We start from the raw sequence: 13,046 nt of genomic DNA on the forward strand, positions 1-13,046 counted from the left end.
ATCTCTGCTTTTGCGTTGTTCTTAGGTTGTACAGGTACACAGTCCATTAACTCGAGCATGTCGATTGCTGATGTTGCCGAGTCACCACTAATTTGTCCATATCTAAATCAATTTCACAATAACCAAATTGAAGTCTTAGTTGAGGAATGCGATAAAAATTATGTCGAAACCGACCCTTATCACCAAGACCAGCCTGACCTAATAAATCAACAGCCAAAACAACGTTATGAAGTAGAATATCTCGACGGTTGCGTTATCGGATTAGAACGATTTCGAGGCTGCAATCAGAATCCGGACTCCGTACTTTGCGAAGACGGAACGTCACCGTATTCACGCATAATAAGGTTCACCGGAGGACCGCGTGATGGAGAAACACAAATCACACATCAATTGTGTCCAGAAGACAATACACCAATTGATCTCAGAGATGGGGAGCTAGTTGAACGACTAGTAATCACACCTTCAGAATTCAGAAAATTCCCCATTCGTGGTTCGAATCTGAAGAGTGATCCCCATAAATTTTCGCTTCGAAACGGCCACACACACCTGTGGGCTGAAGGTGATACTCAAGATTTCAACACGGACATTAGAGGCATTCCCACGAAACTAAGGGCTATCCCAGTTGGCTGGAATTGGAATTATGGTGATGGAAATACCCGGAACCTGGATTTCCCAGGCGAGCCAGCACCGGAGCATACCCTTCGAGATAAAACACCGACAAGCCATTCCTACACAGAAACGGGCACCTACGGTGTCGGGCTCACCACGTTGTTCCGCGGAGAATTCAGCGTCGATGGCGGCCCGTGGCAGGCAATCCCGGGACAAGCCGCCGTGCCAAGCGACCCTATCGAAATTGATGTCTGGCGAACTAAGAAGCAACTCATCGCTACGGATTAGCATTTGCCGAGGCTGCGATCTTGCGGACACAAAAATGGGCCAGTTCAAAATGAACTGACCCATTAGTTGTTTGATGCCTAGCGTACCGGATAGCCCGCTTCGCGGATCTTCTCCTTGACCTTAGCGATCATATCGGTGGGTCCGAAGTGGAAGATCGAAGCAGCCAACACCGCATCGGCTCCGGCTTCGATTGCCGGCGGGAAGTCCTCCGGCTTTCCTGCACCGCCGGAGGCGATCAGCGGAACCTTCACGGCCGCGCGGACGGCGCGAATCATTTCCAGATCGAACCCGTCCTTGGTGCCGTCGGCATCGATCGAGTTCAGCAGGATCTCGCCCACGCCACGTTCGGCTGCATCCTTGGCCCACGCAACCGCGCACATGCCGGTGCCCGTGCGGCCACCATGGGTGGTGACCTCATAGCCCGAGGCGATCGACGGATCGTTGGTCCGACGGGCGTCCAGGGAAAGCACCAAGACCTGCGAACCGAAGCGTTCGGTAATCTCGTTGATCACGTCTGGCCGAGCCACCGCCGCGGTGTTGATCGATGCCTTGTCTGCGCCATTGCGCAGCAGGCGATCGACATCCTCCGCCGCGCGCACGCCGCCGCCAACGGTCAATGGGATGAAAACCTCTTCGGCCGTATGGCGAACGACCTCGAAGGTCGTCTCCCGGTCCGAGCTGGAAGCGGTCACGTCGAGGAAGGTGAGTTCATCGGCACCGGCCAAGTTGTAACGCCGGGCAAGTTCCACCGGGTCCCCGGCATCGCGAAGGCCTTCGAAATTAACGCCCTTGACGACGCGTCCGGCATCGACGTCGAGGCATGGAATAACACGGATTGCTACGCTCATGAGCTGAATCTCCTAGGGTGGCGTAACTAGATGCGGCAGGCGTGGATCTGGCTGACCAGAATCGCGCGAGCGCCAACGTCGTACAGCTCATCCATGATGTTGTTGGTTTGCGACTTCTTCACCATGGCGCGCACGGCGCACCAGTCCGAGTTCGCCAGGTCGGAAACGGTCGGCGATTCCAGACCGGGAGTCAGCGCGCAGGCCTCTTCGACCTGAACGCGGCGAATGTCATAGTCGAGCATGACGTACTGGCGGGCGACCAGCACGCCGGACAAGCGGCGGATCAGCAAGTCAAGACCGGCCGGCTTGTGGCCGACTCGTCCGATGAGCACCGCTTCCGACTGGAGCAGCACATCGCCGAAGATTTCCATGCCGGCGGCCTTGATGGTGTTTCCGGTTTCGACCACATCGGCGATCGCATCGGCCACACCGAGACGCACAGAGGACTCAACCGCACCATCCAGGCGGACGACGCTCGCATCGATCCCCTGCTTCTTCAGGTAGTGGTCCAGAAGAATGTCATAGCTGGTGGCGATGCGCTTGCCGTTGAGCTCTTCGACGGAGTTGAACGCTCCGACCGGGGCAGCAAAGCGGAAGGCGGACTTGCCGATGCCAAGGGATAGCTGCTCCTCGACATCGTCGTCGACATCTGCATCGAGGTACAGGTCACGACCGGTGATTCCGACGTCAAGGATGCCGCGGCCTACATAGACGGCGATATCGCGCGGACGCAGGTAGAAGAATTCAACGTTGTTCTCTTCATCGACCAGAACCAGTTCGCGGGTGTCGCGGCGCTGGAGATAGCCGGCTTCCTTGAACATGGTGGAGGCTATTTCGGAGAGGGCGCCTTTGTTGGGCAGGGCTACGCGAAGCATTTATTTACTCGTTTCATGAGTGTGGCGCCGGGCGATAAGCCAAAAACAAGCGCCAAGGATTTAATTGGCCGTTGTTACTGCCGCCGAGCGGTGCCTGCGACCGGGTGCGATGACCCGGTCGCAGCAGCGCGACGGCTATAGATGCTTGTAAACGTCGGCCAAGGACAGACCCTTGGCAATCATCAAAACCTGCAAGTGGTAGAGCAGCTGGGAGATCTCCTCGGCTGTTTCCTCGTCACTTTCGTACTCGGCGGCCATCCAAACTTCGGCGGCCTCCTCGACAACTTTCTTGCCGATGCCGTGGACACCGGAATCAAGTTCGGTGATGGTACGAGAGCCTTCCGGGCGGGTTTGGGCCTTGAGCGACAGTTCGCTGAAGAGCTCGTCAAAAGTTTTCACGTCTACAAGACTAACGTTTTTCCGGCTGGTGCCCGAATTTTCCATGCCTATTGTGACGTCCGAAGCGGCCATTAGCGTAGCGCTGCGACGGTCATCACAGCGGCCGAGAAGGCTTCGTAGCCCTTATCCTCGCTGGAACCTTCCAGGCCTGCGCGGTCCAGCGCCTGCTGCTCGTCGTCGCAGGTGAGCACGCCGAATCCGACCGGTACACCGGTGTTCACCGAAACGTCGGTCAGCCCGTTCGTGGCGGCCAGGCAGACATAGTCGAAGTGCGGGGTCCCGCCGCGAATCACCACGCCGAGGGCGATGATCGCATCGTAGGACTTAGCCAGCGCGCTTGCGGCCACCGGGAGTTCGAAGGTGCCGGGCACGCGGATCAGGCTCGGATTCTCGATCCCCGCGTCGCGCGCGGCTCGCTGCGCGCCGTCGATGAGGCCGTTCATGATGACCTCGTGCCAGCTGGCGGCAACGATCGCGACTTTCAGTCCCGACAAGTTCAGCGCCTTGAGCTCGTCGGCGACATTTGTCGGGGCTCCATGCTTGCTCATGTGATATTCCTTAAGGTTTGCGTTGCTGTTCTAGAAGCTGGTTTTGGTGTTCGGCAGTTGCAGGTCATGGCCGAACCGGGCCTGCTTGGTGCGCAGGTAGCTTTCGTTTTCGCTGCGTGGTGCGATCCGGCTGGGCACCAATTCGGTCACCGCCACCCCGGCCTGGGCGAGCTTGGCCTGCTTGTCCGGGTTGTTGCTCAGCAGGCGGATCTCATCGATCCCCAGGTGCTTCAGGATCGCGGCGACCGCGAAGTACTCGCGCGCGTCGGCGGGGAAGCCCAGGTGGAGGTTCGCGTCGAGGGTGTCCACGCCGGTTTCCTGCAGCGCGTAGGTGCGCAGCTTGTTGAACAGGCCGATGCCGCGGCCCTCGTGGCCGCGCACGTACACCAGGTGCCCGCCCTCGGCGGCGATCTGCTCCAGCGCCGCATGCAGCTGTTCGCCGCAATCGCAACGGTAGGACCCGAAGACGTCGCCGGTGAGGCATTCGGAGTGGATGCGCACCAGATTAGTGGCCCCCTCCAGCGTGGGGGCCGGGTGGCTGAGCACGATGTGCTCGTGGCCCTCCACGCTGGCGGCCCGGGCGCTGAAGGTGCCAAAGGGGGTAGGCAGCGAGACGGCTTCGGTCAGCGAGATTTCGTCGTTGACGCGGCGCCAGCGAGCCAGATCGTCGATGCTGACCAGCGGCAGCTCGTGGGTTGCGGCGAAGTCACGCAGGGCATCGAGGCGCATCATCGAGCCGTCGTCGTTGACGATCTCGCCGATCACGCCCACCGGTTCCAGATCAGCACCGCGGCAGAGGTCCACCGCGGCTTCGGTGTGGCCGCGGCGTTCCAGCACGCCTCCGGCAGCGGCGCGCAGCGGGAAGATATGCCCCGGGCGGCTGAGCTGAGCGGCCTCGGCGGCGGGATCCGCCAGCAGCCGGGAGGTGACGGCCCGGTCCGCGGCGGAAATTCCGGTGCTGATTCCGCTGACCGCGTCGCAGGAGACGGTGAATGCGGTGCCTTTGGAATCCTGGTTGATGCCGACCATCGGGGCCAGGCCCAGCTCGTCGGCGCGCTGCGCTTCCAGCGGCACGCAGATGACCCCGGAGGTGTAGCGGATGGTGAACCCCATCAGCTCGGGGGTGGCGAATTGCGCGGCGAAGATGATGTCGCCCTCGTTTTCGCGGTCTTCATCGTCCACCACCACCACGGCCTTGCCCGCGGCCAGGGCGGCCAGCGCGGTGGGGATCGAGTCCAGTTCCTTGCGGGCCATTACTTGCCGCCTCCAAATGCGTTCAGCCGGGCCACGTATTTTGCGAGCACGTCCACCTCGATATTGATGGCGTCGCCGACCTGGCGGGAACCCATGGTCGTTTCCTCCAGCGTGATCGGGATGATGCCGACCTCCACCCAATGGGCTCCGGTGGCGGATGCCGCGGAGACGGCGGTGATGGTCAGCGAGATGCCGTCCAGCGCGATGGAGCCCTTTTCCGCGGTGAGCGGGGCGTATTCATCGGGCAGCGCAATGCGGAAGGTGGTCCACTGGCCGTGGTCTTCGCGGGCCAGCACCGTGCCGACGGTATCAACGTGGCCCTGCACGACGTGGCCGTCGAGCCGGCCGCCGGCCGGGGTGCAGCGCTCCAGGTTCACGATCGAGCCGGCGCGCAGCTGACCGGTGCTGGTGCGGCGCAGGGTTTCGCCCATCACGTCCACGCTCAGCGTTTCGCCCTCCAGTTCGGTGGCGGTCAGGCAGACGCCGTTGACCGCCAGCGAGCCGCCCAGGCCCAGCGCCTCGGTGTGGCCGGGCGCCTTCAAGGTGAGCACGGCAAGGTCTTCGTTCGGGTGGTTTTCGATGCCCAGCACCGTGCCGGTGCCGGTGATGATTCCGGTAAACATTTTTTGGGTCCTTTAAAGTGTGTGGGGTGTGCGCTCGGGCAGCGGTTCCAGATGCATCAGCACATCCGCGCCGAGGCGGGTGAGCGCGTCGGGCTGGTGGGCGTCGAGCCTGAACTGGCGGGCCTGGGACAGGGTGGTCACCGAGCCGATATTCACCGAGGTGCCGCCGGCACCGATGATCACCGGTGCTTGGTAGCAGTAGATCTCATCGGCCAGGTCGGCCTCGATGAACGCCGAGGCGATGACCGCACCTCCCTCGATGAGCAGGTGGTTGAAGCCCAGTTCGGTGGCGCGGTGGATCAGGTCGTGGACCTCGTGGGTGCGCAGCTGCTCCCAACGATCATCGTAGGCCAGCGCCAGGTCCTCGGGCAGCGCCCGGTGGCCCAGCACGAATCGGTAGGGCTGGTGCTCGTGCAGTCCCCCGGCGGCGGTGCGCGCGGTCAGCCGCGGGTCGTCGGCGATCACGGTATTCGTGCCCACGACGATCGCGTCCACCCGGGAGCGCAGCCCATGGGCGTGGTTGCGCGAGGCGTCGCCGGTGATCCACTGGCTGCTGCCGTCGGGGGCGTTGATCCGCCCGTCCAGGGACTGCGCGGTTTTCACGGTGATGAACGGGCGGCCCTGCGCCTTGGCGCGGAACCAGCGGTGATTCAATTCCCAGGCGACCAGATGCTGCTCGCTTTGGCTGACGGCGACCCCGCGCGAGCGCAGGTAGTCCGCTCCCCCGCTGGCGGTGGCGGTTTCATCGCTCATCGCGTAGTGCACCTGTCCGATGCCGGCGTTGGCGATGGCCTGCGCGCAGGGGCCGGTGCGCCCGCGGTGGTTGCAGGGCTCCAGGGTGACCACCATGGTCAGCTCCGCCGCCTGGCTGCGGTCCATGCGGCCCAGCCTGCGCAGCGCATCGATCTCCGCGTGCGGGTTGCCGGCGCCCAGGTGGAAGCCGGTGGCGATCACGCGTCCGGCCCCGTCGAGCACGCACGCGCCGACCAGCGGATTCGCTCCGCGGGCTCCGCGTTGTGCTGCTTCCAGTGCGGTGCGCAGCGCCTGGTCCAGTTCTCCTTGGCCGATCATGGTTGCCTTCCTTTGATCGTAGGGTCCAGCATTTCGGTTTCGATCTGCGGTTTTTCATCCTTTTTCGCCCTCATCCAGACGAAGAAGCCGACGATGGTGAAACCGCCGTAGAACAGGTACATGAAGGCGCTGGCGTAGTAGCCGGCGGAGAAGAGCAGCGGTACGCCGACCGCGTCCACAGCCACCCAGATGAGCCAGAATTCGACCCAGCCCTTGGCCATGCCATAGGTGGCCAGCAGCGATCCGACGAAGGTCCATGCGTCGGCCCATACCGGATCGTAGGATCCGAGCATCCTGAACAGCGGGGTCACCGCGATGGTGCCGACGATGAGCACGGCGATCATGCCAATGCGTTCATTGCTGGTAGCCCATTTCGGGGTGACCGCGTGGCCGCCGTCCACCCCGTCGCGGGCCTGCTTCCAGCGCACCCAGCCGTAGAAGGAGACCGCGATGAACATGATCTGGCGGCCGGCTTGGCCCCACAGATTGGCGGTGTAGCCGGTGTCGAAGATGCTGCCCAAAAAGACCGTCAGGAGCAGCAGGTTGCCGATAATGCCGACTGGCCAGGCCCAGACCTTGCGGCGCATGCCGCCTAGCGCGCTGGCCAGGCCAAAGATATTGCCCACGACCTCGCGCACCAGAAGTGCCGAGGAGCCGATCGCAATTTGTGAATTAAAAGCTTCAATGAGCCACCGCAGAATATCCATCATTCACCCTTCTCGAAGCGGCGGCTCCGGGGGTGTGCAGTTGATGGGCCTATGGCTAGGCGTTCGTTCGGCTCGCTCGAGCGGAACGGTTGGCTAGGCCATGGCAAATCAAACCCGTGCTTCTCCCATCCAGACTTTAACTGTCGGTACCGGAATTTCACCGGCTCAACCGCTTCCTTGGCTTGTGGCCTTGGTTGCGGGTCGCGGACTATAACCGCCGGTTCGGACTTACACCGACCCCGGAGCACGTATTCGTGTTTACTAGTGACTAGTTTGGCATATTTTAATGGGCGATGCGTGCAAGATTTCTTAATGCGTCGATTTCTGCCGCCGGTTCCGGCGCGGAGTAGACGGCCGAACCGGCGACAAACACATCGGCCCCGGCTTCGGCGGCGCGCAGAATCGTCTCCCGCGAGATGCCCCCATCCACCTGGAGCGCGATCGGCTTGCCGGTTCCGGCGATGGCCGCACGGGTGCGCTTGATCTTGGGCAGCACCAGATCGAGGAACTTCTGCCCGCCGAAACCCGGCTCCACGGTCATCAGCAGCACCATGTCCAGCTCGCCGAGCATATCCAGGTACGGTTCGATGGGGGTGGCCGGGCGCAGGGCCATCGCCGCCTTCGAACCGGCGGCGCGCAGCTCGCGGGCCAAGCGGATCGGCGCCGCGGAGGCCTCCGCATGGAAGGTGACCGAGTCCACCCCCAGCTGGGCGTATTCCGGAGCCCAGCGGTCGGCGTCCTCGATCATCAGGTGCACGTCGATGGGCAGGTCGCTGACCTTTTCAAGCGCATCGACCACGGGCAGCCCGAGGGTCAGATTCGGCACGAAGTGATTGTCCATCACGTCCACGTGCACCGCATCGGCGGTGTGGATGCGCGCCAGTTCGCTGGCTAGGTTCGCGAAGTCAGCGGACAAGATCGACGGATTGATACGCGGGTTGCTCATCGGTGCTCCTTGGGATGGGACGCTGGATTTCGGTGCGCGGGCTACGCGCTTTTGGTGATGATCGCCATGAACATGGCGTCGGTGCCGTGGATATGCGGCCACAGCTGGGCGGTGCTGCCGCCGGCCAGCTCGTGCCCGGCGGCGGGAGTGCCGTCCAGGGCCACGGCGGACACCGCGGCTCCGGTGTCCAGCAGCGTGGCGGCGGGATTCGACTTGAGGAAATCTTCGACCACCAGCCGGGTTTCGGCCATATGCGGCGAGCAGGTCACAAATCCGATGACCCCGCCGACGCGGACCGCGTTGAAGGCGGCGGCAAGCAGTTCGCCTTGCAGGCTGGTCAGCTCCGGGATGTCCCGTGGCTGTTTGCGCCAACGCGATTCCGGGCGGCGGCGCAGCGCACCGAGCCCGGAGCAGGGGGCATCGACCATGATCCGGTCGTAGTCTCCGGCGAAGTCGGCGGTGCCGAACTCGCGGCCGTCCTTGGTGGTGACCATCCAGTAGTCCCCGGGAACCGCGGACATCGACTGCTCGACCAGCCGTGCACGGTGTTCGGTGGGTTCGTTCGCCGTCAGCCGCGCGTCGCGCTGCACCGCCAGCGCGCCGAGCAGCGCGGCCTTGCCGCCGGGGCCGGCGCACAGATCCAGCCAGTACTTGTCTTCGCCGGCCACCGGGAGCTGCACCGCGGCCAGTGCGCGGGCCACCAGCTGGCTTCCGGCGTCCTGCACGCGCACGGTTCCTTCGCGCACTCCGGGCACGCGGGCCACGTCCCCGTGCTTGTAGGTGGCCGAGTCCTCGACCACGGTGCCCGGCTCGGCGCCGGCTTCGAGGGCGGCCTCCAGGGTGCCCAGCCCGGGCAGCGCGACCAGGTTGACCACCGGAGCCAGGTTATCCGCCTGGAGCAGCTCGGGCAGCTCGGCGGCATCCCGGCCGTGGGCGATGAGCGCGCCGCGCAGGGCGCGGACGATCCAGTCCGGGTGGGAATGCTCGATCGACAGCTTTTCGGACTCGCTGCCCGCTGCGGCGGTCAGCAGCGCGATCCACTCTTCGGGTTCTTTCACGCTCACCTTGCGCAGCACCGCGTTGATCAGCCCGGAGGGCCCGGCGCCGATCTGTGCGCGGGCCAGCGACACGGTCTCATCGAGCGCAGCATGCTTGGGCACGCGCATGGCCAGCAGCTGGTGGGCGCCCAGGCGCAGGGCGTCGAGGATCGCCGGGTCCAGCTCGGCCAGCGGGCGGTCCACCAGGGTGGCGAGGATTGCGTCGTAGAAGCCCTGGGAGCGCAGCGCGCCGTAGGCCAATTCGGTGGCGAAACCCGCATCGCGCTTTTCCAGCTGGTGCTCGCGGATCATCTTGGGCAGGACCAGGTTGGCATAGGCGTCCTTGGCGGAGACCTCGCGCAATACCTTGAAGGCCACCAGCCGGGCCGGATCGGCCGCGCGCTTGCGCTGGCCGGGGGCGGACTGGCTGTACTGGCGCGGGCGGTCGCCCTGGCCGCGGTTGCGGGTGCGTCCGGCCTCGTTGCGTCGTGGTTCGTTTATTGGTTCGTGCCCGCTCATGCGAAGCTCACTTTCGTTCCCTGGGTCAATACGCCGCGAGCCCAGTCGGAGGCGTTCATCATTTTTTTGCCTGGAGGCTGGATAGTTGAAAGTTCCAGCGCCCAGGTGCTGGTGCCCACGTAGACCACCGGGTGCTTGCCCGGTTCGATGTGCACCTCGCCGGGTGCCAGCTCGGTCATCTCGCGCCGCTCCCGCAGCGGGCCGAATTTGTAGCGTGCCTGATCCGCGATGGCCCAGGCGCCCGGAAAGGGACTGGTGCCATGGGCGCGGCGCCGGATTTCGGTGGCCGTGCGGGTGAAGTCCAGCTGCGCGTCGACGTCGGTGATTTTCGGTGCGTAGGTGTGCGAGCCGCTTTGCGGTATCGCCAGTCCCTGGCCCGCGTCAAGGGCCTGCAGGGTCTGCACCAGCAAGGTGGAACCGGATTCGCTGAGCCGATCGAGCATGATCCCGGCGGTGTCCAGCTCGCCGATCCGCTCGGTGACCTGCCCGAAGACCGGTCCGGTATCCAGCCCGGTTTCCAGCTGGAAGGTCACCGCGCCGGTGATGTCATCGCCATGGATGATCGAGTGCTGCACCGGGGCGGCACCGCGCCAATCGGGCAGCAGCGAGAAGTGCAGATTGATCCAACCGTGTTTGGGCACGTTCAGCGCGGCGGCCGGAACCAGCCCGCCGAAGGCGACGATGGCTGCGGCGTCCAGGTTGAGCTCCGCCAGCTGCCCGGTGACCTCGGCGTCGATCTTATTCGATTTGATCGTGGGCAGGCCCAGCTGCTCGGCGCGGGCGGCGACCGGCGAGGCGGTGAGCACGCGTTTGCGCCCCAGCGGGGCGTCGGGGCGGGTCAGCACGGCGGCGATGTCGAAACCGGCCGCGTGCAGGTGGTCCAGCGAGGTGACGGCAACCTGCGGGGTGCCGGCGAAGAGGATGCGCATGGGTTAGTTCCCCATTCCGGCGCCGAAGCTGGATCCGAGGAATCCTGCGCGTTGCGCCACGGTGGCGGTGGCGGTCTGTTCGTAGTTGCCGGCGCGCAAGGTGCGCCAGGCAGCTTTCTTCTCTTCGGGGGCCAAGCGGTCCAGGAAGAGGATGCCGTCGAGGTGATCGGTCTCATGCTGTACGCAGCGCGCCAGCATCCCTTCGCCGGCGATGCGGACCGGTTTTCCGAACTTGTCCAAGCCGGTGGCAACCACCTGGCGGCGGCGCGGCACCGGAGCGGAAATACCCGGGATCGAGAGGCACCCTTCGATTTCGTCGGGCTGGAAGTCCTCGCTCAGTTCGAGCACCGGATTGATGATATGTCCGCGCTGCTTGCCGATTTGGTAGGTGAACACGCGCAGCGAGACCCCGACCTGAGGCGCGGCTAGGCCTGCACCGTCAACGTTTTCCATGGTCTGATCCATGTCGTCGACCAGCTTTTGGATTTCCGGTCCAAACTCGGTCACCTCCTGCGCTGGTGTGCGTAGAACGGGATCGCCGATGATCCGAATTCCCAAAATCGCCATGGTACGTGTGGCTCCCTCTCGGTTGGTCAACTATCGTTCAGTCTCGGGCGGACCGACACTAACCACACCAGTCTACGGTGCGCCGGGCTTCTAGGCATGAGGTGGCGGGGTGATCTCGACCAGCGCGGCTCGTGCCTTGGAGATTTTGAACTGCGCCTCCCAATTGCGGCGCAGCGCATAGAACTTGGACCAATAATCGGGCAAGGCGGCCGGTGGCGCCATGAAAGTCCGGGTACCGCCCTGTCCGAGGGCCACCGCGAGAAGCATCGAATCGGTGCCGTAGGGCCAAGGCTCCCAGCTGCCCGCCTCGGCATCCACCACGTGCTCTTCGGCTTTGGCCGCGGCAGCGAGTTGCATGATGACTTTGTCGTCTGGGGTTTTCACCAACCCCTGGCGATCGGTGCCCTTCGTTTTGTAATCCAGCAGGCACACCTTGCCACCGATGCGGGCGACCAGGTCGATGGTTCCGGCATAACCTACGCTTTCGTTCCAGACGGTCACCTCGGTTGCCAGCGGTTCCACCTGGTATTGCTCCCACCATTTTTCGAAATGCGCCGCGAAGCCCAGCTCGTCGTTGGTCTCGAGGGCCGAGCGCGCAGCAGCTAGCTCATCGGACTTGCCCAGCGCGCGCAACGCAAAATGTTCGGCGTAGTTATGCACGCGGTCCCCACGGTCGGCGGCGGCATCGCGATAGCGCTCTGCGGCGGCCGCGGAGTCGCGCACCAGGGAACGCATCTTGCCCGGTTGCGACAACGCATCGGACAAACGCTGATCTTCAGAGAGGGACTTGGCGGCCATATATCCGGCCCAACCAGAAAGATCCATTTTGTCCATGCCGATCACCGTGGTGATCGACGGGACTGTGGCTTCTGCTCCCACCTGACGGCTGTACATTCGTCCTAGATCGGTTTGAATCGCAAGTTTTGGTGACGTCATGCACACGATCATGGCACGGGCGGCGGACGCTTTGCTCCTAGTCCGCACGAGAATAACTAATTTTCCGCGTAGTTCCGCGGGTTTCCGGGCTTGTGAACCAGATCTCACGCTCTCGATTTGGCAGCTTGCGGAAACTCGTATAGAGTTTTTACTCGTTGGAGCGAACGGAAACGGCGCGAAAACAAGCACTTTTTGCGGACATAGCTCAGCTGGTAGAGCGCAACCTTGCCAAGGTTGAGGTCGCGAGTTCGAACCTCGTTGTCCGCTCGCAGAAAGATTCATCGACTAAGTAAAATTAGTCACCTCGGCTTCGGCCGAGTATGGTGGGGTGGCCGAGAGGCGAGGCAGCGGCCTGCAAAGCCGTTTACGCGGGTTCGAATCCCGTCCCCACCTCGCAAAGAGGTAAAAATCTTTTTGCGCGATTGGCGCAGCGGTAGCGCGCTTCCCTGACACGGAAGAGGTCACTGGTTCGATCCCAGTATCGCGCACGGAGTTCTGGTTTTCGGACCAAAACTCAAATATGCGGACATAGCTCAGCTGGTAGAGCGCAACCTTGCCAAGGTTGAGGTCGCGAGTTCGAACCTCGTTGTCCGCTCTGAGAAATCAGAGTTTCACTTTGTTTTCTGTCGAGATTCTTCGGAATCCTTCGGCGCGATTGGCGCAGCGGTAGCGCGCTTCCCTGACACGGAAGAGGTCACTGGTTCGATCCCAGTATCGCGCACTGAATAACGGTTTTACCGGTATTCATGCGGTCATAGCTCAGCTGGTAGAGCGCAACCTTGCCAAGGTTGAGGTCGCGAGTTCGAACCTCGTTGACCGCTCCATAAAAAATGGGAATCACTCCAAGTGATTCCCATTTTTGTTTAACTTTGTTTTGTATCGGGTCATCG

At 63.0% G+C, this 13,046-nt stretch carries 14 protein-coding genes, 6 tRNA genes and 1 riboswitch; of the genes, 7 read left to right on the forward strand and 13 right to left on the reverse strand.

Features of this window, described 5'->3' with window-relative positions:
• Positions 1 to 57: 57 nt before the first annotated feature.
• Positions 58 to 897, forward strand: coding sequence for a hypothetical protein (locus CIK76_RS19055; protein ID WP_141393509.1), 840 nt, complete (start codon positions 58 to 60; stop codon positions 895 to 897).
• A gap of 77 nt (positions 898 to 974) precedes the next feature.
• Here the strand turns inward: CIK76_RS19055 and hisF are convergent, their stop codons facing one another.
• The 13 genes from hisF to CIK76_RS08275 form a co-directional block, all read right to left on the reverse strand.
• Entirely contained in the window at positions 975 to 1,745 is a 771-nt protein-coding gene (gene hisF / locus CIK76_RS08215) for an imidazole glycerol phosphate synthase subunit HisF (protein WP_096285255.1), read from the reverse strand.
• A gap of 26 nt (positions 1,746 to 1,771) precedes the next feature.
• The gene (gene hisG / locus CIK76_RS08220; RefSeq protein WP_096285257.1) at positions 1,772 to 2,620 is read right to left on the reverse strand and encodes an ATP phosphoribosyltransferase; all 849 of its coding nucleotides are present in this window, start codon (positions 2,618 to 2,620) and stop codon (positions 1,772 to 1,774) included.
• A 135-nt stretch (positions 2,621 to 2,755) separates the two neighbouring features.
• A complete protein-coding gene (locus CIK76_RS08225; RefSeq protein WP_096285317.1) occupies positions 2,756 to 3,019 on the reverse strand; it encodes a phosphoribosyl-ATP diphosphatase in 264 nt (87 codons plus the stop codon).
• Between the two features lie 71 nt (positions 3,020 to 3,090).
• Complete coding sequence (gene ribH, locus CIK76_RS08230) at positions 3,091 to 3,567, reverse strand: 6,7-dimethyl-8-ribityllumazine synthase (protein WP_096285259.1); 477 nt, start codon at positions 3,565 to 3,567, stop codon at positions 3,091 to 3,093.
• Positions 3,568 to 3,597: 30 nt separating this feature from the next.
• Positions 3,598 to 4,821, reverse strand: coding sequence for a 3,4-dihydroxy-2-butanone-4-phosphate synthase (ribB, locus tag CIK76_RS08235; protein WP_096285261.1), 1,224 nt, complete (start codon positions 4,819 to 4,821; stop codon positions 3,598 to 3,600).
• Positions 4,821 to 5,444: a riboflavin synthase gene (locus tag CIK76_RS08240; RefSeq protein ID WP_096285263.1), complete on the reverse strand. Its 624-nt coding sequence runs from the start codon at positions 5,442 to 5,444 to the stop codon at positions 4,821 to 4,823. Before CIK76_RS08240 ends, ribB begins: the two co-directional genes overlap by 1 nt.
• Positions 5,445 to 5,456: 12 nt before the next feature.
• The gene (gene ribD / locus CIK76_RS08245) at positions 5,457 to 6,515 is read right to left on the reverse strand and encodes a bifunctional diaminohydroxyphosphoribosylaminopyrimidine deaminase/5-amino-6-(5-phosphoribosylamino)uracil reductase RibD (protein ID WP_096285265.1); all 1,059 of its coding nucleotides are present in this window, start codon (positions 6,513 to 6,515) and stop codon (positions 5,457 to 5,459) included.
• Positions 6,512 to 7,222 (reverse strand): nicotinamide riboside transporter PnuC, encoded by a 711-nt coding sequence (gene pnuC / locus CIK76_RS08250; RefSeq protein WP_096285319.1) that lies wholly within the window; start codon positions 7,220 to 7,222, stop codon positions 6,512 to 6,514. Before pnuC ends, ribD begins: the two co-directional genes overlap by 4 nt.
• Positions 7,223 to 7,335: 113 nt before the next feature.
• A riboswitch (FMN riboswitch) is annotated at positions 7,336 to 7,473 on the reverse strand.
• Between the two features lie 32 nt (positions 7,474 to 7,505).
• Positions 7,506 to 8,168: a ribulose-phosphate 3-epimerase gene (gene rpe, locus CIK76_RS08255; RefSeq protein ID WP_096285267.1), complete on the reverse strand. Its 663-nt coding sequence runs from the start codon at positions 8,166 to 8,168 to the stop codon at positions 7,506 to 7,508.
• 41 nt (positions 8,169 to 8,209) lie between these two features.
• A complete protein-coding gene (locus CIK76_RS08260; RefSeq protein ID WP_096285269.1) occupies positions 8,210 to 9,724 on the reverse strand; it encodes a transcription antitermination factor NusB in 1,515 nt (504 codons plus the stop codon).
• A complete protein-coding gene (gene fmt, locus CIK76_RS08265; protein ID WP_096285271.1) occupies positions 9,721 to 10,653 on the reverse strand; it encodes a methionyl-tRNA formyltransferase in 933 nt (310 codons plus the stop codon). Before fmt ends, CIK76_RS08260 begins: the two co-directional genes overlap by 4 nt.
• Before the next feature lie 3 nt (positions 10,654 to 10,656).
• Positions 10,657 to 11,220: a peptide deformylase gene (def, locus tag CIK76_RS08270; RefSeq protein ID WP_096285273.1), complete on the reverse strand. Its 564-nt coding sequence runs from the start codon at positions 11,218 to 11,220 to the stop codon at positions 10,657 to 10,659.
• A gap of 90 nt (positions 11,221 to 11,310) precedes the next feature.
• Complete coding sequence (locus tag CIK76_RS08275) at positions 11,311 to 12,156, reverse strand: PD-(D/E)XK nuclease family protein (RefSeq protein WP_141393510.1); 846 nt, start codon at positions 12,154 to 12,156, stop codon at positions 11,311 to 11,313.
• 194 nt (positions 12,157 to 12,350) lie between these two features.
• On the opposite strand from CIK76_RS08275, the gene CIK76_RS08280 reads away from it, so the two are divergent.
• The 6 genes from CIK76_RS08280 (at position 12,351) to CIK76_RS08305 (ending at position 12,980) form a co-directional block, all read left to right on the forward strand.
• Positions 12,351 to 12,423: transfer RNA gene (locus CIK76_RS08280), tRNA-Gly, on the forward strand.
• Positions 12,424 to 12,478: 55 nt separating this feature from the next.
• Positions 12,479 to 12,549 (forward strand) — tRNA-Cys (locus tag CIK76_RS08285).
• A gap of 23 nt (positions 12,550 to 12,572) precedes the next feature.
• Positions 12,573 to 12,644: transfer RNA gene (locus CIK76_RS08290), tRNA-Val, on the forward strand.
• Positions 12,645 to 12,678: 34 nt separating this feature from the next.
• Positions 12,679 to 12,751: transfer RNA gene (locus CIK76_RS08295), tRNA-Gly, on the forward strand.
• Between the two features lie 54 nt (positions 12,752 to 12,805).
• A tRNA-Val gene (locus CIK76_RS08300) sits at positions 12,806 to 12,877 on the forward strand.
• Between the two features lie 27 nt (positions 12,878 to 12,904).
• Positions 12,905 to 12,980, forward strand: a tRNA-Gly gene (locus tag CIK76_RS08305).
• The last annotated feature ends 66 nt before the right edge of the window (positions 12,981 to 13,046 follow it).

The sequence above is a fragment of the Glutamicibacter sp. BW80 genome (genome assembly GCF_002332385.1).
Classification (GTDB): domain Bacteria; phylum Actinomycetota; class Actinomycetes; order Actinomycetales; family Micrococcaceae; genus Glutamicibacter.

Bases quoted from the DNA above. Each gene is read 5' to 3' on its own strand.
- CIK76_RS19055 (WP_141393509.1), top strand. From the start codon at position 58: ATGTCGATTGCTGATGTTGCCGAGTCACCACTAATTTGTCCATATCTA.
- hisF (WP_096285255.1), bottom strand. From the start codon at position 1,745: ATGAGCGTAGCAATCCGTGTTATTCCATGCCTCGACGTCGATGCCGGA.
- hisG (WP_096285257.1), bottom strand. From the start codon at position 2,620: ATGCTTCGCGTAGCCCTGCCCAACAAAGGCGCCCTCTCCGAAATAGCC.
- ribH (WP_096285259.1), bottom strand. From the start codon at position 3,567: ATGAGCAAGCATGGAGCCCCGACAAATGTCGCCGACGAGCTCAAGGCG.
- ribB (WP_096285261.1), bottom strand. From the start codon at position 4,821: ATGGCCCGCAAGGAACTGGACTCGATCCCCACCGCGCTGGCCGCCCTG.
- CIK76_RS08240 (WP_096285263.1), bottom strand. From the start codon at position 5,444: ATGTTTACCGGAATCATCACCGGCACCGGCACGGTGCTGGGCATCGAA.
- ribD (WP_096285265.1), bottom strand. From the start codon at position 6,515: ATGATCGGCCAAGGAGAACTGGACCAGGCGCTGCGCACCGCACTGGAA.
- pnuC (WP_096285319.1), bottom strand. From the start codon at position 7,222: ATGGATATTCTGCGGTGGCTCATTGAAGCTTTTAATTCACAAATTGCG.
- rpe (WP_096285267.1), bottom strand. From the start codon at position 8,168: ATGAGCAACCCGCGTATCAATCCGTCGATCTTGTCCGCTGACTTCGCG.
- CIK76_RS08260 (WP_096285269.1), bottom strand. From the start codon at position 9,724: ATGAGCGGGCACGAACCAATAAACGAACCACGACGCAACGAGGCCGGA.
- fmt (WP_096285271.1), bottom strand. From the start codon at position 10,653: ATGCGCATCCTCTTCGCCGGCACCCCGCAGGTTGCCGTCACCTCGCTG.
- def (WP_096285273.1), bottom strand. From the start codon at position 11,220: ATGGCGATTTTGGGAATTCGGATCATCGGCGATCCCGTTCTACGCACA.
- CIK76_RS08275 (WP_141393510.1), bottom strand. From the start codon at position 12,156: ATGACGTCACCAAAACTTGCGATTCAAACCGATCTAGGACGAATGTAC.